Genomic DNA, 18,767 nt, shown 5'->3' with positions numbered 1-18,767 from the left:
CCGCCGCGGCCTGAGCACCGGCGTGTGTACGGGAAGCACCTCCTGCGCAAGACCCGGGTGCTGCCCCGCCCCGAACCATGCACGTTCCCCGAACGCCTCTTCGACATCCCTCATGAACAGAACACACCGCAGTCTTTGGAACTCCGCACTGGGCGCCTGGGTGGCCGTGCCCGAACACGCCCATGCACGAGTCAAGGGCGGCGGCATTCGGCGGGTTCGTGCGTCGGTGGCAGGGGCCTTGTCGATGCCCGGCATTCGCCTCCTCGTAAGCGCCAGCGTGCTTGCGTGCGGGGCACCCTCTGCCTTCGCCTGCAATGCCGACGACACCGCGTCATTGGCCAACTGCGTTGCAAACATCACCAGCGACAGCACGATCACGTTGACGGCCGATATCGCACTCACCGGCAACATCGGCGTGCTCGCCGGCGATGCGAAGATCGACGGCAATGGCCATACCCTGAGCGGCGCGAACACCTACCGCGGCTTCTTTATCGACTCCGGCGCGGTGACCATCAGCAACCCGGTCCTGCAGAACCTGAGGGCCCAGGGAGGCAATGGCGGCAGGGAGGTGGGTGTGGGCGGCGGCGGCATGGGTGCAGGCGGCGCCGTGTTTGCACGCAGTGGCGTGGCGCTGACCCTGCAGGATGTTTCATTGATCGACAACAGCGCAGCAGGCGGCGCTGGCTATATCACCACGAGTTTTCCGCTGCCTGGCGGTGCTGTACACCTCAATGGCGGCGGGGGCGGCGGCATGGGAGGCGACGGCGGCGCTGCCCCGATGGCGGCGAACCAGAACGTCGGGCAAGGTGGCGGCGGGCTGTACGAACCTGGCGGCGCAATCATCAATGCGGCGCCAGGTGTGCTGGCCGGCGGGCCGGGAGGCGGTCCCAACGGAGGCGCCGGAGGTGTCCTTCGATTCGTTCCCCCTTCCATCACCAACCCGGAGCCGGGAGGCGCCTACAGCGGCGGGGGCGGTGGGGTCGAAGGGGCCCATGGGGCGATGGGCGGCTTCGGCGGTGGGGGAGGAGGGGCCTACACAGGCGTCGGCGGAGCGGGCGGTTTTGGCGGCGGTGGCGGCGGAGCGTATGGCGGCATCGGCGGCGCCGGTGGTTTCGGCGGAGGTGGTGGTCACGGGGCCGTGGGTGGCGCCGCAGGATTCGGCGGAGGCGCCGGCGCGACGAACAGCAGCGGGTCCGGCGCCGGCATGGGGGGCGCGATATTCGTGATGGACGGCGCGAGCGTCACGATCACCGGGTCGCTCGACATCAATGGCAATCTGGTCACCGGCGGGAGCGCGCCCAACGCGAACGGAACCGGCGCAGGACTCGCGTTCGGTTCGGGCATCTTCCTCGAGGGCAGCGGTTCAGCACTCACCTTCGCGCCCGCCGCAGGTGCGACACAAACGGTCGGCAACGTCATTGCGGACCAGACCGGCTCCGGTGGTACAGGCAACGCTGCCGGCAGCGTCGGGATTGCCAAGAGCGATGCCGGCACGCTCGTTCTTACGGGCGACAACACCTATAGCGGCGGTACCACCGTCGGCGGCGGGACTCTGCAGGTCGGCAACGGCGGCAGCAGCGGCGCCTTGGGAAGCGGCGCGATCTCGATCGGCCAAGGCGCAATCCTGCGCTTCGACCGGAGCGACAGCGCTTCCGTCACCGACACGATCAGCGGGAACGGCAACCTCGACAAGACCGGAGCCGGGACACTGACGCTCTCGGGAGCGAACACCTACGCCGGGACGACAACGGTCAATGCGGGTACGTTGAAAGCCGGCGCCGCCACCAACGCCTTCGGCAACGGCAGCGCGGTCACCATCCGTACCGGTGCCGTGCTGGACTTGAACAACTTCGACGAAACCGTCGGCAGCCTGGCAGGATCGGGCGCCCTCGCCCTGGGCAGCGGCGTGCTGACGGCCGGAAGCGATAACACCAGCACGGTCTTCGCCGGTTCGATCCAGGGAAGCGGCGGGCTGATCAAGACGGGAAGCGGAACACTGGCGCTCTCCGGGGCCAACGACTACGCCGGTTCGACCACGATCAACGCCGGTACGCTGCGCCTGGGCCACGTCGCCGCCCTGGGGCGAAGCACTGCCACCGCCACTGTGAACGCCGGTGCCACGCTGGACCTCGGGGGCCAAGCGGGCGTCGCGCAACGGATCGGCGTGGCTGGGGGAACGCTCACCAACAGCACGGGCGCCGGGCTCCTGAGCGGGGCGGTGGACCTGAGCGCGGGAGGCGCCAACACGATCAGCAGCAACAGCGGCACCACCCTGACTCTGTCGGGCGTCATCGGCGGAGGCAGCGTCACCATTGCCGGCGGTGGCTCCGTGATCTACCGCGGAGCCAATACCTACACCGGAACGACGACGATCGAGGCGGGCACCACTCTGGATACAGGGGCGGCCGGTGTGGAATCCGGCAGCGGTATCGTGAACGGCGGCACCCTGGTCTTCAATCAGCCGACCGGCAGCGGTACGGTCGGCCAGCCCATCAGCGGCAGCGGCAGCGTGAGCAAGCGCGGAACGACGGGGACCGTGACCCTCTCCGGCGCCAACACCTACACGGGAGCGACGACCGTCAGCGAAGGGACGCTGCAAGCCGGGTCGGCCAACACCTTCAGCCCGGCCAGCGCGGTGACGCTCGGCGGCGGCGCCACGCTGGACCTGAACAACCACGACCAGACCGTTGCCAGCCTGGCCGGCTCCGGCTTCCTGACCCTGGGCAGCGGGACGCTGACGACGGGGAGGGACAACAGCAGCACGCTCTTCAGCGGCGTGATGTCGGGCAGCGGCGGACTGACCAAGGTCGGGACGGGGACGATGACACTGTCGCGGGACAACACCAACACCGGATCGGTCACGATCGACGCAGGCACGCTGCGCCTGGAAAACAGTCCTGCCGCGCTCGGGGCCGCCAGCGTCATCGCGACGGTGAACACCGGCGGCACGCTGGACCTGGGCGGACAGTACGGCGTGGCGCAACGCATCGAGCTGAACGGAGGCACGCTGGCCAACAGCAGCGGCGACGCCAGGCTGACGGGCCCGATCAACCTGGCCCCGGGCGGCGCCAACACGATCCGCAACAACGGCAGCAGCCTGACGCTGGCCGGCAACATCAGCGGTGACAGCGTCACGATCGGGGGCAGCGGCAGGGTCGACTATCAGGCAGCCAATACCTACACCGGGACGACGGTGATCGATGCCGGCGTGTTGCTGAACACGGCGGCGGCCGGGGTGGGCGGCGGCAGCGGCATCACCAACAACGGCACGCTGGTCTTCGAGGAGCCGGGCAATGGTGCCGTCAGCCAGCGCATCGGCGGCAGCGGCAATCTGTTCAAGATCGGCGGCGGCACGCTGACGCTCTCCGGCACCAATACCTACAGCGGCAACACCACGGTCGCGGCGGGCACGCTGTCCATCTCCGCGGACGGGCACCTCGGCGAACCCTCGGCCCTGTTGACCCTCGATGGCGGTACCTTGCGCACCACCCGCGCTTTCACCACCGGGCGAAATGTCCAACTCGGCGCGAAGGGAGGCACCCTGCAGACCGACACCGATCTCGCGGCGAGCGGCGTCGTGACGGGCACGGGTGCTTTGGTCAAAAGCGGTGCGGGCACGCTGGCTCTCACCGGCGAGAACGACTACAGCGGCGGCACGGACCTCAAGCAAGGCCGAATCGACGTCACCCACAACAGCGCCCTCGGCACGGGAGCGCTCGCCATGCACGAGGGCACCACGCTGCGCTTTGCCGCTGACCGGCTCGCCCTGGCCAATCCCATTGTCTTCACCAACGCGGTCGATCCGGCCATCGACACCGGCCCCTTCACCGCCACGCTCACCGGCGCCATCGCGGGGCCTGGAGACTTGAGCAAGCTGGGAAGCGGCACGCTCATTCTCTCGAGCGCCAACACCTACGCCGGCGCGACGACCGTGACCGAAGGCACCCTGCGCGCCGGGGCTTCCAACAGCTTCAGCGGAGCCTCGTCGCACACCGTCAACCCGGGAGCCACGCTGGACCTTGCCGGCTTCAATCAAAGCATCGCAGCGCTCGCCAATGGTGGCACGGTCTCCCTCATCGGCGGCGCGCCAGGCACCACCCTCACCGTCACCGGTCCCTTCGTGGGCAACAACGGACTCCTGCGCCTGGGCACCTTTCTCGCAGACAGCGCCAGCGCCAGCGATCGGCTCGTCCTGAGCAGCCCTGCTGCCGTGGCCAGCGGGCGCACGACCCTGCAGGTCGTCAACCTCGGCGGCCTGGGTGCGTTCACTACCGGGAACGGCATCGAGCTGGTCAGTGCGCTCAACGGGGCCACGACGACTGCGCAGAGCACGAAGGACGCCTTCGCCCTGCAGGGCGGCCATGTGGATGCGGGCGCCTACGAATACCGGCTGCAGGCGGGCGATGCCACTGGCGCCGGAGAGAACTGGTACTTGCGCTCCACCAGCACGATCGTCCTGCCGCCCTCGCCGCCGCCGCCCGCACCGCCAAGCCCTCCGGCACCGTCGAATCCACCAGCTCCACCTGCCCCAGCGGCCCCGCAAGCACCTCCAGCACCGCCGTCAGCCCCGTCAACGGCGGCCCCGCCTGCCCCACCGGCATCGCCGGCACCTGTCGGCACGCCTTCGCTGCCGCCGGCTCCCTCTGCGGCCCCCATCCAGGTGCCCACCTACCGCGCCGAAGTGCCCCTCTTCGCAGCACTGCCGGAGCAATTGCGCCAGGGCAACCTGGCCATGCTCGGCAACCTGCACCAGCGCCTCGGCGACGACGACGTGCGCTCGGCTGCCGGCGCACAGACCACCGCTGCCTCGGCCACCGGCGAACGCCGCGCCTGGGGCCGCGTCCTCGGCACCGGCCTGAACATCCAGCAAGGCGGGACCGTCAGCCCGCAAAGCGAAGGGCGCCTGAGTGGCCTGCAAGCCGGCACCGACCTGTGGACGAATGCCAACTGGCACGCCGGCCTCTACGTCGGCCAGCTCGACGGCGACATGCAGGTCAAGGGTTTCGCCCGGGGCATCGCCAACCTCGCCGTCGGCAGCAACGACCTGCGCAGCCAGTACCTGGGTGGCTACGCCACCTACACCGATACCAGCGGCTTCTACGTCGACGGCGTGCTGCAGGCGGGGCGTCACCGCTACGAGGTCAAGCCCCAGGCCACTCTGCGGACCAAAGGCAAGGCCAGCAGCCTGAGCGCCTCGCTGGAGCTCGGCCAGTCCTTCTCGCTCGGCGAGGGCTGGCAGATCCAGCCGCAGGTGCAAGTGGTGCACCAGCGCCTGGACCTCGACGATGTGGACATTGCGGGCGCACGCGTGCACCAGGAACGCGATGCCACCTGGCTCGCCCGCGTGGGTGTGCGCGTGAAGGGCGACATCGCCACGAGCGCAGGCCGCCTGCAACCCTATGCGCGGGTGAACCTGTACCGTGCCCCGGGCGGCAACGATGTCACCCGCTTCATCAACCCGGCGGCCCGCACCGCGATCGCCAGCAGCAGGGGCGGCACTTCGACCGAACTGGCAACAGGCTTCACGCTGGGCCTGAGCGAATCGACCAGCCTCTACGGCGAGGTCGGCAAGCTGTGGGCCTCGGGCGGCGACACCCGCGTCAAGTCGCAGCTCAACGCCTCGGCAGGGCTGCGGGTGCGCTGGTAACAACTGCTGGCAACCCAGGCGCGCTGCTAGGTATTCAGCGCAATCAGGCCGTCGCGCACATAGCGCTCGTACTCGGCGATCGGCAACGCGGTGCTCTGCGTGTTACCGGCGTCTCCCCAGCTGAGCACGGCGCTGTCGTCCGCCAGCTCCACTTCCACCGGCCCCTCGGGGATCCGGATCATGGGACCGTCACCGGCCCGGTAATTCACCTCTCCCTTGACCATCGCGTTGGCACCCATGTTCACTCCGGCTGTGCAGTTTGAATGCATCGCAGCCTAATGCCTTGGCGGGTGCACGGCGTCGCCGAAGAGCCTCCCGTTCTGTAGGTCGGCACAAGCGATGCGAACCGCCTTGCCGCCCCGGGGCCAAGCGGGACCCTGACCTGCTGAGGGCTTTCACCGAGCCCCGTCCGGGCCGCACGCGGCGCATACTGCCGGAAAAGCCCGCTTCGGCCCCACCCACGAGGAGCCACGGGCGGCAGCAAGGAGACAAGCTTTGCAGCGAACCGATATCGCGAACCCGGCCTACTTTCACAAAGTCGTCGATTGCCAGTACGCCTGTCCGGCGCACACCCCCGTCCCCGAGTACATCCGATTGATCGCGCAGCGTCGCTACAGCGACGCCTACATGGTCAACTGGGCCTCCAACGTCTTCCCCGGCATCCTCGGGCGCACCTGCGACCGGCCTTGCGAGCCGGCCTGCCGGCGCGGGCGGGTGGAGGAAAGCAATTCACAGAAGCCGGAGCCGGTGGCGATCTGCAGGCTCAAGCGCGTCGCGGCCGACATGAAGGGCGACGTGCGCGCGCGCATGCCGGCCCTCGAGCCACGCAACGGCAAGCGCATCGCCTGCGTGGGCGCCGGGCCGGCCTCGCTCACCGTCGCGCGCGACCTGGCACCCCTGGGCTACGAGGTGACGGTGTTCGACGAGGAGGCCAAGGCCGGCGGCTTCATGCGCACGCAGATCCCGCACTTTCGCCTGCCCGAGTCGGTCATCGACGAGGAGACCGGCTACATCCTGGACCTCGGCGTCGAATTCCGCAGCGGCGAGCGCATCGACTCGATAAAGGCGCTGATGGCGCAGGACTGGGATGCGATCTTCGTCGGCTGCGGCGCGCCCCGCGGACGCGATCTCGACCTGCCCGGCCGTCGGGAGGCCGCAGCCAACGTCCACATCGGCATCGACTGGCTGGCCTCCGTCTCTTTCGGCCACATCACCAGCATCGGCCGGCGCGTGATCGTGCTGGGCGGCGGCAACACGGCCATGGACTGCTGCCGGTCGGCGCGCCGGCTGGGCGGCAGCGACGTGAAGGTGATCGTGCGCAGCGGCTTCGAGGAAATGAAGGCTTCGCCCTGGGAGAAGGAGGATGCGCAGCACGAGGGCATCCCCATCATCAACTTCCACGTGCCCAAGGCCTTCGTCCACGAGAACGGCAGGCTCGTCGGAATGCGCTTCGAGATCGTGCGCGCGCAGTACGACGCACAGGGCCGGCGTTCGCTGGTGCCCACCGGCGAGCCCGAGGCGTTCTTCGCGTGCGACGACGTGCTGGTGGCCGTGGGCCAGGAGAACGCCTTCCCCTGGATCGATCGCGACTGCGGCATCGCCTTCGGGCCGTCGGGCATGCCGGTGCTCGACAAGAGCACCTTCCAGTCCACCGTCCCGAATGTGTTCTTCGGCGGCGATGCGGCCTTCGGGCCCAAGAACATCATCGAGGCCGTGGCCCACGGGCACGAGGCCGCGGTGTCGATCGACCGGCTGCTGCACGGCGAATCGATCCAGCAGCGCCCTGCCCCCATGACCAACCTGATGTCGCAGAAGATGGGCATCCACGAGTGGAGCTACGACAACGACATCACCAACGACCTGCGCTACAAGGTCCCCTGGGCCAAGGCGGAGACGGCGCTGGCCAGCATCCGGGTCGAGGTGGAGCTGGGCTTCGACGCCGCCACCGCCTTCAAGGAGGCCGAACGCTGCCTCAACTGCGATGTGCAGACCGTCTTCACGGAACCGGCGTGCATCGAATGCGATGCCTGCGTGGACATCTGCCCGATGGATTGCATCACGTTCACCACCAACGGCCAGGAGCCGGATCTGCGGCAACGGCTCAAGGCACCCGCGCTCAACCTGGCGCAGGACCTGTACGTGTCGGGAGGGCTGAAGACCGGCCGCGTGATGGTCAAGGACGAGGACGTCTGCCTGCATTGCGGCCTGTGCGCGGAGCGCTGCCCCACCGGGGCTTGGGACATGCAGAAGTTCCTGCTGAAAACGACGCAGGCGGGCCCGGGAAGCCGCGATGCGAGGCGCGCGCCGAAGCAGGGAGTGCCGGCATGAGCGCAACGCTTCCGCCCAAGGGCCTGCCGGCTGCCCCGGCGAGCGCAGGGGCCGTGCCTTCGATGGCAGCGGTGAACGACTTCGTCATCAAGTTCGCCAACGTCAACGGCTCGGGCTCCGCTTCGGCCAACGAGCTGTTCGCCAAGGCCATCCTGCGCATGGGCGTGCCGGTGAGTCCGCGCAACATTTTTCCGAGCAACATCCAGGGCCTACCGACGTGGTACGAAGTGCGCGTTTCCGAGCAGGGTCACATGGGACGGCGCGGCGGCACCGACATGATGGTGGCAATGAACCCGCAGACCTGGGACGCCGACGTGGCGGAGCTCGAACCCGGCGGCTACCTGTTCTACGACAGCACGCGCGCCCTGCCGCCCTCGAAGTTCCGCGACGACATCCGCGTGATCGGCATGCCGCTGACCGAGATCTGCAACGCGGTCTATCACGACCCGCGGCAGCGGCAGCTGTTCAAGAACATCGTCTACGTGGGCGCGCTCGCCGTCCTGCTCGGTATCGAGCCACAGGTGGTCGAGAAGCTGCTCGGCGAGCAGTACAAGGGCAAGGAGAAGCTGCTCGCCTCCAACGTGCAAGCCCTGCACCTGGGCTGCGACTTCGCGCGCGAGCACCTGCGCGAGACCGTGGGGCTGCAGGTGCGGCGTGCCGACCGCGTGGGCGAACGCATCTTCGTCGACGGCAACAGCGCCGCGGCGCTGGGCTGCGTGTACGGCGGCGCCACGGTCGCCGCCTGGTACCCGATCACGCCCTCCTCCTCGGTGGCAGAGGCCTTCCAGAAGTACTGCGCCAAGTTTCGCGTGGACCCGGGCACCGGCCAGAACCGCTTCGCCATCGTGCAGGCCGAGGACGAGCTGGCCTCCATCGGCATGGTGGTCGGCGCGGGATGGAACGGCGCGCGCGCCTTCACTGCGACCTCGGGCCCCGGCATCTCGCTGATGACGGAGTTCATCGGGCTCGCCTACTTCGCCGAGATCCCGGTGACCCTCATCAACGTGCAGCGCGGCGGGCCCTCCACCGGCATGCCCACCCGCACCCAGCAGGCCGACATCCTGTGCTGCGCCTATGCGTCGCACGGCGACACCAAGCACGTGCTGCTGTTCCCCGAGGACCCGCACGAATGCTTCGAGCATGCCGCCGCCGCGCTGGACCTGGCCGATCGTCTGCAGACCCCCGTGTTCCTGATGACCGACCTCGACATCGGCATGAACCAGCGCCTGTGCGCGCCCTTCGAATGGGACGACAGCCGCACCTATGACCGCGGCAAGGTCATGACGGCCGAGGAGTTGGAGGCCGGCCGCGATTTCGGCCGCTACAAGGACGTGGACGGCGACGGCATTCCTTGGCGCACCCTGCCCGGCACGCACCCGACCAAGGGCAGCTTCTTCACCCGCGGCACCACGCGCGACGCCTACGCACGCTACTCGGAGCGCGGGCCCGACTACATCTACAACATGGAGCGCCTGCTGAAGAAGTTCGCGACCGCCGCCACGATGGTGCCGCAGCCCGTGCTGCGCGCAGCGGCACAGGCCACGGACCTGGGCGTGATCTATTTCGGCTCGACCAGCCCGGCCATGCACGAAGCGCTCGACGCACTCGACGACCGCGGCATCCACCTCGATGCGATGCGCCTGCGCGCCTTTCCCTTTCCGCAAAGCGTGGTGCAGTTCCTGGCCGAGCACCGGCAGGTCTTCGTCGTCGAGCAGAACCGCGACGCCCAGATGCGCAGCCTGCTGATCAACGAACTCGACATCGACCCGGCCCGGCTGGTGCGCGTGCTGCATTTCGACGGCACGCCCATCACGGCGCGCTTCGTCACCGAAGCCATCGCCGCGCATGTGACGAAGGAATCCGAATGACCTATCTCGCCAAGCCCAAGCTGAGGCATCCCACCCTCGCCACCAACAAGGTCGGCCATACCCGGCGCGACTACGAGGGCAAGATCTCCACGCTGTGCGCCGGCTGCGGGCACGACTCGATCTCGGCGGCCATCATCGAGGCCTGCTGGGAGCTGGACATCGAGCCGCACCGCGTCGCCAAGCTCTCGGGCATCGGCTGCAGCTCCAAGACGCCGGACTACTTTCTTGGCGCCTCGCACGGCTTCAACACCGTGCACGGCCGCATGCCCAGCGTGCTCACCGGCGCCAACCTGGCCAACCGCGACCTGCTCTATCTCGGGGTCTCCGGCGATGGCGACTCGGCGTCCATCGGCCTGGGCCAGTTCGCCCACGCCATGCGGCGCGGCGTGCGCATGGCCTACATCGTCGAGAACAACGGCGTCTACGGCCTCACCAAGGGGCAGTTCTCCGCGACTGCCGACGAGGGCTCCAAGAGCAAGAAGGGCGCGATCAACACCGACAGCCCGGTAGACCTCGTCGCCATGGCGCTCCAGCTGGGCGCCACCTACGTCGGGCGTGGCTTCTCGGGCAACAAGGCGCAGCTGGTGCCGCTCATCAAGGGCGCCATCAGCCATGGCGGCGCCGCCTTCATCGACGTGATCAGCCCCTGCGTAGCCTTCAACAACCATCCGGGAAGCACGAAGAGCTACGACTACGTGCGCGAACACAACGAGGCGGTGAGCCGCATCGATTTCATCCAGGGACGCGAGGCGATCACCGCGGACGTGGCGCCGGGCGAGGTGATGGACGTGCGCCAGCACGACGGCACCCTGCTGCGGCTGCGCAGCCTGCATGCCGGCTACGACCCCGGCGACCGCCACGCTGCCATGGCGCACATGCAGCGGCACCAGGCAATGGGCGAGGTGGTGACCGGGTTGCTCTACGTCGATCCGCTGGCCACCGACCTGCACACGGCACTCAACACCAGCGCCCGCGCGCTCAACCAGCTGGGGCCCGCCGACTTGTGTCCGGGCGCCGCGGCGCTGGAAAAACTCAACGCCTCCTTGCGCTGAGCGCCGGGCCGTCGCAACATCGCGCTTTTGCCGGAGGGCGGACCATGGCGGAAGAACGTACTGTGTTTCAGTCCATATCGCGCAAGCATGTGCTGAGCCTCGGGCCGCATGCCAGCGTGCGCGACGCCGCTGGTGCGATGACCCGCGCCAACTGCGGCAGCGTGCTCATCATGGAGCCGCCCGACATCCTGCTGGGCATCCTGACCGAGCGCGACCTGATGACGCGGGTGCTCGCGAAAGGAGTCGATCCGGATCGCACGGCCGTGCGCGAAGTGATGACGCCCAATCCGATCTGCGTGCCGCCGGAGACGCCGGTGTCGGATGCCGTGGTGCTGATGCTCGAACGGGGGTTCCGGCACCTGCCGCTGGTGTCGGGGACGAAGATTTTGGGCGTGTTTTCGGTGAGGGATGCACTGCCAAGGGAGATCGGAGTGGCGCTGGGGCAGGCGGAGTTCAATGCGCAGGTGAATGATGTGTTGGGGTAGAGGCGTGGGGACTGGGGCGGGTCCGGCTCTCTTACTGCGAAGGTGCCGGGTCGTCCGGAGGATCCAGTTTGAAAGTAATTGGCTGACGAAGCCGCACCTTGACCGGTACGCCACGATAGGTGTGAGGCCGGAATTTCCATTGACTGACGGCGCTGACTGCTGCGTCTGCCAGCAACTTGGGGGACTCGCCGATGACGGCTGTACGCGCAACGTTTCCGTGCTCGTCGACTTCCATGGTTTATGTTTGCTAAATGGGATTAGTCCGCTATCGCATGAAGGGCCTTGTGATCGGCGATTGCGTCGGCTACTAACTCGCTCAATCCGTCGAGGAACCGCTGTAGATCAATCGACGTGACTTCGGCACGAAGTAATTGAACCTGTTCAGCCAGCTCCGGAAGATCATCGGCGGCAATCTCCGCATCTTCGTAGTAGTCCTCGAAGTCCTGGAAGCGACCAAGCGCACGAGCAGCGGCGGCGGTGATCAATTCATAGTGCAGATCGACACCCAGCGACAAGGTCTTCTCTGGTGCTCCGCTCTGACCAAGAATCGCAAAATCGAGAGACATAGAACCTCCTACGGGCGCCCGGGGTACGCTGTGACCAACTCGCCATTCGGACGGGTAATCACGGTCATGACTGAGGTTTGCTGACCGGTGCCACGATCGATTCCGATGGAGCGACCCGCATCCCATGTGAAGCTCACAGCAATGGTGCGGCGATAGCTCGGGGATCACTCCGCTCTGGTCAGCCCCCTTCCAGAACGTTCTTTAAGTACGCCTCCATGTCAGACACATAACGTTCGACATCCCTAGCGCTCACGTCGTTTCCTTGTTGAGCGCGCATGGATTCCAACGGTGTCCAAAGGTCGTACCACCTTTTAACAAGGCCCTGATCTCGAAACTCGCCCGCATCAAGAGTGCCTTCCAATGCGCCAACAAAATCGTAGTATTCCAACTTACCTTGCCGAAACTGCTCAATTAGTTGAAGCATTTTTCGCAAAAGTCTCGACTGGTGTTCATTCAGGACTGCCATATTCAATTTCCGATCTTAATCACAGAGATGATGCGAGTACCTTCAGGATTTGTGATCACTCGGACGTTCTCAAAGGTACGGACGACTTCGGCAGCACTATTTCCAGGCGTCACGTTACCAAGTCTGACTGCGTTTTCTACGGCAGACGGCGGAACGCCTCTGCTAAACATCGCACCCTCCTTAATGATCGTGCCTACGGGCTGCATTCGTTCAAGTGCGTGGGTCGTGTACTCAAGTCCATTGACGACGGTTCGACCTCCGCTTGCTGCTGGCCATAAAGACATCGCCTCCTTTGCGGCCACCTGTCCTGCGCCTCTCAGGATCGCCAGCCCTCCCCCAATCAGAAACTGCTCGGGATAGACCCCTTCAAGCGGCGGATCGTGGATTGGCGAATTGTCAATCCAGTTCCCAAGGGAAGTGCCTTGCACGTTGGACTGCGGAGCAACAGGAAATGCGGATGCACCGCCAACACCTGCTCCCAGCGCCGCTGCCTGGCTGGCGATCAACCCGGAAGGGTCGGTCCTGTTCGCCGGGTTGCTGCCCACGTAGGCATACAGATTGACATCATCCTTGTAGCCGATCGGATCGGTCTGCAGGAACCTGCCCAGGCTCGGCGAGTAGAAGCGCGCCTTGTAGTAGTACAGCCCCAGATCGCCGATGAGCTGCTGGCCCGTGTACCGGAACCTCGGCCCTGTCGTCGTGTTCGGCTCGCCGTAGGGCCCGTAGCTGTAGATGCCCGTGGAGGCGCCCGTTGCATTGGCCGTGGCCACGATGCTGCCCAGGTGGTCCGCGTAGAGCCAGTTCTTCGCGGTGGTGCCTGATCCTTCGTACCAGACGATCGGCTCGTCGGTGCCCGGTCCGTGCACATAGCGTCTTTGCAGCGTCGTGCCCGCCGCGTCGTACTCGGCAATCAGGTTCGCGGCGTCGTACAGCAGGTTCGTCGTCGTTGTTCCGATGGCTGTTTGCCGCAGTCTTCCCTCGGCGTCGTAGCTCAAGCTCGCTGCAGTGCCGACCTTGCTCGCCGTCTTCAGCCGGTTGTCCAGGTCATAGCCGTAGCTCCAGGTGCCATCGCCCGTGAGGTTGCCGTTGGCGTCATAGGCGTGCGCTGTACCACCCGCCGCGGTGTACTGGTTCAGCCCATTGCTGCTGTATCCATGCCCCAAAGGCTCTAGCTGTAGAACCCGTCTTCCCACCGCGCCTGGTTCTTCACCGCCACCTTCACGAAGGCCGTGCGCTGCATGACCTCCATCATGAGTTTGTTCACCAGGCGGGGCACGAGCGGCAGGGGTCGCAGGAAATCCACGAAAAGAACGATGCGCCAATGCGGCGTCCGGTTCCAGGCCTCGTGCATGAAGGTGTCATCGAAGACCAGCGACTCGCCTTCGGACCAGTTCCTCACGATGCCGTCGACGCGAATGGCGCAAGTCTCGTCCGATGCTGGAACGCGCAGCCCGAGGTGATACCTGAGGACGCCGTTGTAGGGACCACGATGCTCGGGAATCACCTTGCCGGGGGCGAGGATGGAAAAGAAGGCCGTCTTCATGCCGGGAATGAGCGCCAGTGCTTCGGCCGTGCGGGGGCAGCGCTGCATGTTCTTCGGGAAATCGACGCCGTAGCCTTTGAAGAAGAAGGTCTTCCAGCCGGCGTCACTGGTCAGTGTCGCCTGGTCCGGCGAAATTTCCTGGAAGCTCGGGAGCTTCTGGACGTCCTTGAGCAAGTCGTCCAGTTCGGCGCGAATCTCGAGGCTGCGAGCCTCCAGAAGCCGCGGCCAAGCCAGATCGCTTGACGAGAAGAACGGGTGGTTGCCGAGCAAGGAATGACGCCTGTTCATTCGCTCGGCGGCCATGAGCGTGCGGAACAGAACACGGGCGGGCAGATTCCTCAGCATGGGCTTCCTGGGTTCACGTAAGTTGTCGAGCCGGGACGCATGTTAGTCGGCGGCCTGGCGCTACACGCGCGAATCAAATCACGTCCGCGGTAACTTTCAGCGACCCGTTGCCGGGGAGCCAGCGGCCGGAACCCGGGCATACGCGAGCCTGTGCGCCATTCACCCAGACCTGCTCTTCATCGAGTTGCAACGAGGTCGAAGGGTCGACGTCGAAGTCGACACGAAGCACGCGCCCGACATCGGCATGTTCGATGGGAAGCTCCCAGGTCAGGAACAGTTGGGTGCAATCTTGCTCGGGCCCGAAGTCGGTTGAATCGAAGCTGCCGCTGTGCCGCCTGATGACGGCGTGCGGCTGGCCCGTATCGAAGATCACTGCGGTGCCCCTGGCAAGGGGAATTCGGCGACCTGCGGCGGGAAGGTGCAGGTCCAGTCCCTTGTCCTCGCTCAGGAAGAGATTGCAAAAGGCCGCGCCGCCGTAGTGCGCGCCGTCATGGTGGTACCTCGCGCCGCGGCAAGCCATCAGTGCGACTTCGCTGGACGCCAGCACCTGCTTGAGGCCGAGCGTGCGGGTCCAATGGGACACCGCCTGGACGCAATGCCTGAAGTCAGGCCAGCGCGCACGCGCTCGCGCCAACGACAATGCCTCGACGTCCCCGGGCTCCAGGCCCAGGCGCATCGATACCTCCCTTTCGCAATCTGCCAACAGCCTTGCAGGCAGCACAGGCATGCCGAGGAGGCCCGAGAGCACGACATCGCTCACGCTTCGACTGCGGACAGCATCGCCGCTCCAGAAGTAGGACACAAGGACGTCTCGTGCACGACACGGCGAAGGGGACAGGGTCATCCGGGGCTAGTCGTTGATCTCTGGTTCAACCAGCCTCGCCAGGTTCAGCAGCGACTCCTGCCAGCCCAGGTAGCACGCTTCCAGGGGAATCATCTCGGGGATGCCTTCCTGGACGATGTTCAGCTCGGTGCCGACGAGGACCTGCTTCAGCGTGACGGTAACGTGCATTTCTCCGGGCAGGTTCGGATCGTCGAAGACGTCCGTGTACCGCACGCGCTCATTGGGCACCAGCTCGCGGTATTCGCCGCCCCACGAGTGGCTCTTGCCCGTCGTGAAGTTGGTGAACGACATCTTGTATTTGCCGCCCACCGTGGCGTCCATGCTGTGGACCTTCCCGGTGAAGCCATTCGGCGGCAGCCAACGCGCCTTGGCGTCGGCGTCGATGAACGCCCGATAGACTTTTTCCGGCTTCGCGGCAATGACACGATGCAGCCTGACTGTGTTGGTACTCATGGTTCTCCTTGGATGATGGACGCGAAACCCCGAGCCTACGAAGGATCGGCCGGCGCCACAAGGACCAGGGAACCGCGAATCCTGCCAAGCCGCCGTTTCACAGGGCCCGCCACGCATCGAGACAATGCGCCGCGAGCGCCGTCACCCAGTGCGGCTGACAGGGGTCGAAGGCCAGCCCGAAGCGCGGGCTGACGACAAAGCCTGCCCGCTCGAACACCCCGGGATCCTGCTGCTGGACGAACGACGGCAGCGCATCGAATGGCACCGCCACATTGCCGAAGTTCACCACCGTCGCCTGCATGGTGACCTCCTCCAGCCTGCCACTGTCCTGAAACCGGTAGACCACCGATGCATAGTCGAGCTCGTTCAGCCCGACGCTGTTCCGGCCGGCTTCGATGGGCTGGCCGCGCATCTTCACGATCTCTTCTTGCGAGATCGTGAACGGGACTCCATCGACGCTGACGAACGGATCCAGTTTCATGACGGACCCAGCATGCCAGAGATCCGATCGCACTAGCGCCGCGCTGCGTTCCGGTCCTCGGCCCCGCCCAGCGCCTTGGTCAGCATCACCAGATCCATCGCCAGCCGCCCTCCGCTGTCCACCTGGTCGCGCTGCGCCTGCAGCAGCGTGCGCTGCGCGTCGAGTTGCACCAGGAAGTCGGTCAGCCCATGCGCGTAGCGCACCCGCGCCAGCTCCCACGCATCGCGGCTCTGCCGCTCCTTGTCCGCAAGCTGAAGATGCCGCTGCCGCTCGGCGGCGTAGGCGCTCAGCGCATCGTCGATCTCGTGCCAGGCCTTCAGCACGGCCTGCTGATACGCCACCACGGCTTCCTGCTGCTGCAGTTCGCGCAGCGTGACAGTGCTGCGGCGCCTTGCGCCATCGAACAGCGGAAGCTGCAGGCTCGGCCCGATGGACCATTGCCGGCTCCCCCATTCGCCGAAGTTGCGGCTTCCCACCGATTCAAGACCGAAGTTCGCGCCCAGCGTGATGTGCGGGTACAAGTCGGCCACCGCGACGCCGATGCTCGCAGTGGCCGAGTGCAGCTGCGCCTGGGCCCGCCGGATGTCAGGACGGCGCAGCGCCACCTCGGAAGGCAAGCCCGGCGACAGGTCGGGCAACGCGCCTGCGGGCCCATCGGCGGGTGCTGCGAGCTGCGCCTGCAGCGTGCCGGGCCGCTCGCCGAGCAGCAGCGTGATCCGGTTGGTGGTCTGCGCCTCCTGCGCCAGCAGTTGCGGCAGTCGTGCGCGCAGGTCTGCGGTCTGCGCCGCTTGCCGGCGCACGTCGAGATCGGTGGTCAAGCCGCCGTCGGCGCGGGCCTTCACCAGCGTCAGCGACTCGTCACTCGCTGCGATATCGTCGCGCGCGATGCGCAATTGCCGCTGCGCCGTGCGCAACTCGAAGTAGTTGCGCGCCAGCTCCGACTGCACGGCCAGTTGCACCTGCGCCAGCATGGCTTGCGACGCGTCGACATCCGCATCGGCCGCCTCGACAGCGCGACGCACGCGGCCCCAGAGGTCGAGCTCCCACGAGGCATCGAAGCCGGCCTGGTAGAGGTTGTGCGGCTCGCTCAGCGCGCCGATCAACTGCTCGCGGTTCGAGGGATTGAGCGCATCGATCAGCCGCGTGCCGGAGCCGAACTCGCTCTGCCGCTGGCGCGCAGCGGCTGCGCTGGCATTGAGCTGCGGCCCGCGCTGGGCCTCGGCTTGCTGGCGTTGAACGCGGCTCTGGGCGAAGCGAAGCGCAGCCGTCTGCAGGTCGTGGTTGGCGTCGAGCGCCTTCGCCATCAGCGCATCGAGCACCGGGTCGGCGAAGGCCGACCAGCCAATGGGCATGCCCGCTGCATCGCGCGCCTGCGTATCGAGCAGCTCCGCCGAGCCGCCGTGCCAGGCCGAGAAATCCGCCGGCACTTCCGCCGTGGGCGCCTTGAACTCGGGCCCCACGGCGCAGCCGCCGGCCAGCATCAGCACCGCGAGCCAGGGAATACAAAAGGACAGCGAGGAGGAGCGTTGGGGTTTCTTCATGTCGCGCTCTCTTTCAGACGAGACGATTGCGAAACAGCCAGGCCGCCAGCGGCAGCGTGATGGCCGCGATGACGACCAGCGGAATGAGGTTGTGCCAGACCGTCAGCAGGCCCACCCCTTCGAGGTAGACACGCTGCACCAGGTCGATGGCGAAGCGCAGCGGGTTGGCGAGCGTCGCGATCTGCAGCGCCTCGGGCATGTTGCGCACCGGCGTGGTCAGCCCCGACAGCAGCATCAGCGGCATGATCAGCACGAAGGTGTAGAGCATGGCTTGCTGCATGTTGGCCGACACCGCCGAGATGGACAGCCCGATGCCCACGCTGGCAATGGTGAAGCAGGCCAATCCCGCATAGAGGGTGAGGAGGGAGCCGGCCATCGGCACCTTGAACCAGAGGAGCGTGACCCCGAGCACGATGGTGGATTGCACCAGCCCGATCAGCACCGGCGGGACGGCCTTGCCGATCATGATCTCGGTGGGCGTGAGCGGCGTGACCAGCAGCTGGTCGAAGGTGCCCTGCTCCCGCTCGCGCGCCACCGAGAGCGCGGTCAGCAGCAGCGTCTGCAGCATGCTGAGCGCGGCAATCATGCCGGGCATCAGGTTCCAGCGCGTCTCGAGGTTGGGGTTGTACCAGGCGCGCGAGTCGATGCGCACCGGCGCCTGCGCCCCCCCATGCCGTGCGCGCCACTGCGCGTTGAAGTCGGCCACCACCGCGCTCACGTAGCCGGCGGCGGAGCCCGCGGTGTTCGAATTGCGCGCGTCCAAGATGAGCTGGACGGCGGCGTCTTCGCCGGCCTGCAACTGCTGCTCGAAGCGCGGACCGATGTGGATCACGAAGAGCGCATCCTGCGCATCGATGACGCGCTCGATGTCGCCCGCGCTGCGCAAGGTCGCGGCACGGTGGAAGACGCCCGTCCCGTCGAGCTTCGCGACCAGCGCCGTCGAAGCCGCGCTGTGGCTCTGGTCGAGCAGCGCGTAGTCGGCCTGGTTGAGGTCGTAGGTGGCGGCATAGCCGAACAGCAGGCTCTGCATGAGCGCGGGCACGATCAAGATGGCGCGGCTGGCCGGGTCCTTCAGCACGGCCAGGAATTCCTTGCGGCACAGGTTGAGGATGCGCAGCACGGTGTCGACAAAGGAAGCGTTCATGGCG

General features: G+C 66.6%; 16 protein-coding genes. 5 read left to right on the top strand and 11 right to left on the bottom strand.

All coding sequences use genetic code 11. The features are described 5' to 3' along the window. Positions 1–112 precede the first annotated feature (112 nt). Positions 113–5,647, top strand: a complete 5,535-nt coding sequence (locus G3W89_RS33490) for an autotransporter-associated beta strand repeat-containing protein (RefSeq protein ID WP_162574059.1) — start codon at positions 113–115, stop codon at positions 5,645–5,647. A gap of 26 nt (positions 5,648–5,673) precedes the next feature. Here the strand turns inward: G3W89_RS33490 and G3W89_RS10685 are convergent, their stop codons facing one another. Beyond that, positions 5,674–5,886, bottom strand: coding sequence for a hypothetical protein (locus tag G3W89_RS10685; RefSeq protein ID WP_162574058.1), 213 nt, complete (start codon positions 5,884–5,886; stop codon positions 5,674–5,676). Positions 5,887–6,142: 256 nt separating this feature from the next. Here G3W89_RS10685 and G3W89_RS10680 point away from each other — a divergent pair, with 256 nt between their 5' ends. The 4 genes from G3W89_RS10680 (at position 6,143) to G3W89_RS10665 (ending at position 11,380) form a co-directional block, all read left to right on the top strand. Next, the gene (locus G3W89_RS10680) at positions 6,143–7,975 is read left to right on the top strand and encodes an FAD-dependent oxidoreductase (protein ID WP_162574057.1); all 1,833 of its coding nucleotides are present in this window, start codon (positions 6,143–6,145) and stop codon (positions 7,973–7,975) included. Between the two features lie 62 nt (positions 7,976–8,037). Continuing rightward, complete coding sequence (locus G3W89_RS10675) at positions 8,038–9,843, top strand: 2-oxoacid:acceptor oxidoreductase subunit alpha (RefSeq protein ID WP_162577422.1); 1,806 nt, start codon at positions 8,038–8,040, stop codon at positions 9,841–9,843. After that, on the top strand, positions 9,840–10,895 hold the full coding sequence (locus tag G3W89_RS10670; RefSeq protein WP_162574056.1) for a 2-oxoacid:ferredoxin oxidoreductase subunit beta: 1,056 nt from the start codon (positions 9,840–9,842) through the stop codon (positions 10,893–10,895). Before G3W89_RS10675 ends, G3W89_RS10670 begins: the two co-directional genes overlap by 4 nt. Before the next feature lie 44 nt (positions 10,896–10,939). Further along, the gene (locus tag G3W89_RS10665) at positions 10,940–11,380 is read left to right on the top strand and encodes a CBS domain-containing protein (RefSeq protein WP_162574055.1); all 441 of its coding nucleotides are present in this window, start codon (positions 10,940–10,942) and stop codon (positions 11,378–11,380) included. Between the two features lie 31 nt (positions 11,381–11,411). On the opposite strand, the gene G3W89_RS33670 is transcribed toward G3W89_RS10665, so the two are convergent. From G3W89_RS33670 to G3W89_RS10615, 10 genes are all read right to left on the bottom strand, one after another. Next, complete coding sequence (locus tag G3W89_RS33670; protein WP_162574054.1) at positions 11,412–11,615, bottom strand: TonB family protein; 204 nt, start codon at positions 11,613–11,615, stop codon at positions 11,412–11,414. 22 nt (positions 11,616–11,637) lie between these two features. Continuing rightward, positions 11,638–11,946, bottom strand: a complete 309-nt coding sequence (locus G3W89_RS10655; RefSeq protein ID WP_162574053.1) for a hypothetical protein — start codon at positions 11,944–11,946, stop codon at positions 11,638–11,640. A 178-nt stretch (positions 11,947–12,124) separates the two neighbouring features. Continuing rightward, positions 12,125–12,412, bottom strand: coding sequence for a hypothetical protein (locus G3W89_RS10650; protein ID WP_162574052.1), 288 nt, complete (start codon positions 12,410–12,412; stop codon positions 12,125–12,127). 2 nt (positions 12,413–12,414) lie between these two features. Then, positions 12,415–13,605, bottom strand: a complete 1,191-nt coding sequence (locus G3W89_RS10645) for an RHS repeat-associated core domain-containing protein (protein WP_162574051.1) — start codon at positions 13,603–13,605, stop codon at positions 12,415–12,417. Next, a complete protein-coding gene (locus G3W89_RS33260; RefSeq protein WP_162574050.1) occupies positions 13,581–14,300 on the bottom strand; it encodes an aspartyl/asparaginyl beta-hydroxylase domain-containing protein in 720 nt (239 codons plus the stop codon). Before G3W89_RS33260 ends, G3W89_RS10645 begins: the two co-directional genes overlap by 25 nt. A 73-nt stretch (positions 14,301–14,373) precedes the next feature. Then, a complete protein-coding gene (locus G3W89_RS10635; protein ID WP_162574049.1) occupies positions 14,374–15,144 on the bottom strand; it encodes a hypothetical protein in 771 nt (256 codons plus the stop codon). Positions 15,145–15,150: 6 nt separating this feature from the next. Then, positions 15,151–15,597 (bottom strand): SRPBCC family protein, encoded by a 447-nt coding sequence (locus tag G3W89_RS10630; protein ID WP_162574048.1) that lies wholly within the window; start codon positions 15,595–15,597, stop codon positions 15,151–15,153. 97 nt (positions 15,598–15,694) lie between these two features. Then, on the bottom strand, positions 15,695–16,078 hold the full coding sequence (locus G3W89_RS10625) for a hypothetical protein (protein ID WP_162574047.1): 384 nt from the start codon (positions 16,076–16,078) through the stop codon (positions 15,695–15,697). A gap of 32 nt (positions 16,079–16,110) precedes the next feature. Beyond that, a complete protein-coding gene (locus tag G3W89_RS10620; protein ID WP_162574046.1) occupies positions 16,111–17,619 on the bottom strand; it encodes an efflux transporter outer membrane subunit in 1,509 nt (502 codons plus the stop codon). 13 nt (positions 17,620–17,632) lie between these two features. After that, positions 17,633–18,763, bottom strand: a complete 1,131-nt coding sequence (locus tag G3W89_RS10615) for an ABC transporter permease (protein ID WP_162574045.1) — start codon at positions 18,761–18,763, stop codon at positions 17,633–17,635. Positions 18,764–18,767 lie beyond the last annotated feature (4 nt).

It is taken from the genome of Variovorax sp. PBL-H6 (assembly GCF_901827155.1).
In the GTDB taxonomy this organism is placed as follows: Bacteria; Pseudomonadota; Gammaproteobacteria; order Burkholderiales; family Burkholderiaceae_C; genus Variovorax.
This window is presented reverse-complemented; position numbering and strand designations above follow the sequence as displayed.

Coding starts and splice junctions, on each gene's coding strand:
- G3W89_RS33490 (WP_162574059.1), top strand. CDS start 113: ATGAACAGAACACACCGCAGTCTTTGGAACTCCGCACTGGGCGCCTGG.
- G3W89_RS10685 (WP_162574058.1), bottom strand. CDS start 5,886: ATGGGTGCCAACGCGATGGTCAAGGGAGAGGTGAATTACCGGGCCGGT.
- G3W89_RS10675 (WP_162577422.1), top strand. CDS start 8,038: ATGGCAGCGGTGAACGACTTCGTCATCAAGTTCGCCAACGTCAACGGC.
- G3W89_RS10670 (WP_162574056.1), top strand. CDS start 9,840: ATGACCTATCTCGCCAAGCCCAAGCTGAGGCATCCCACCCTCGCCACC.
- G3W89_RS10665 (WP_162574055.1), top strand. CDS start 10,940: ATGGCGGAAGAACGTACTGTGTTTCAGTCCATATCGCGCAAGCATGTG.
- G3W89_RS33670 (WP_162574054.1), bottom strand. CDS start 11,615: ATGGAAGTCGACGAGCACGGAAACGTTGCGCGTACAGCCGTCATCGGC.
- G3W89_RS10655 (WP_162574053.1), bottom strand. CDS start 11,946: ATGTCTCTCGATTTTGCGATTCTTGGTCAGAGCGGAGCACCAGAGAAG.
- G3W89_RS10650 (WP_162574052.1), bottom strand. CDS start 12,412: ATGGCAGTCCTGAATGAACACCAGTCGAGACTTTTGCGAAAAATGCTT.
- G3W89_RS33260 (WP_162574050.1), bottom strand. CDS start 14,300: ATGCTGAGGAATCTGCCCGCCCGTGTTCTGTTCCGCACGCTCATGGCC.
- G3W89_RS10635 (WP_162574049.1), bottom strand. CDS start 15,144: ATGACCCTGTCCCCTTCGCCGTGTCGTGCACGAGACGTCCTTGTGTCC.
- G3W89_RS10630 (WP_162574048.1), bottom strand. CDS start 15,597: ATGAGTACCAACACAGTCAGGCTGCATCGTGTCATTGCCGCGAAGCCG.
- G3W89_RS10625 (WP_162574047.1), bottom strand. CDS start 16,078: ATGAAACTGGATCCGTTCGTCAGCGTCGATGGAGTCCCGTTCACGATC.
- G3W89_RS10620 (WP_162574046.1), bottom strand. CDS start 17,619: ATGAAGAAACCCCAACGCTCCTCCTCGCTGTCCTTTTGTATTCCCTGG.
- G3W89_RS10615 (WP_162574045.1), bottom strand. CDS start 18,763: ATGAACGCTTCCTTTGTCGACACCGTGCTGCGCATCCTCAACCTGTGC.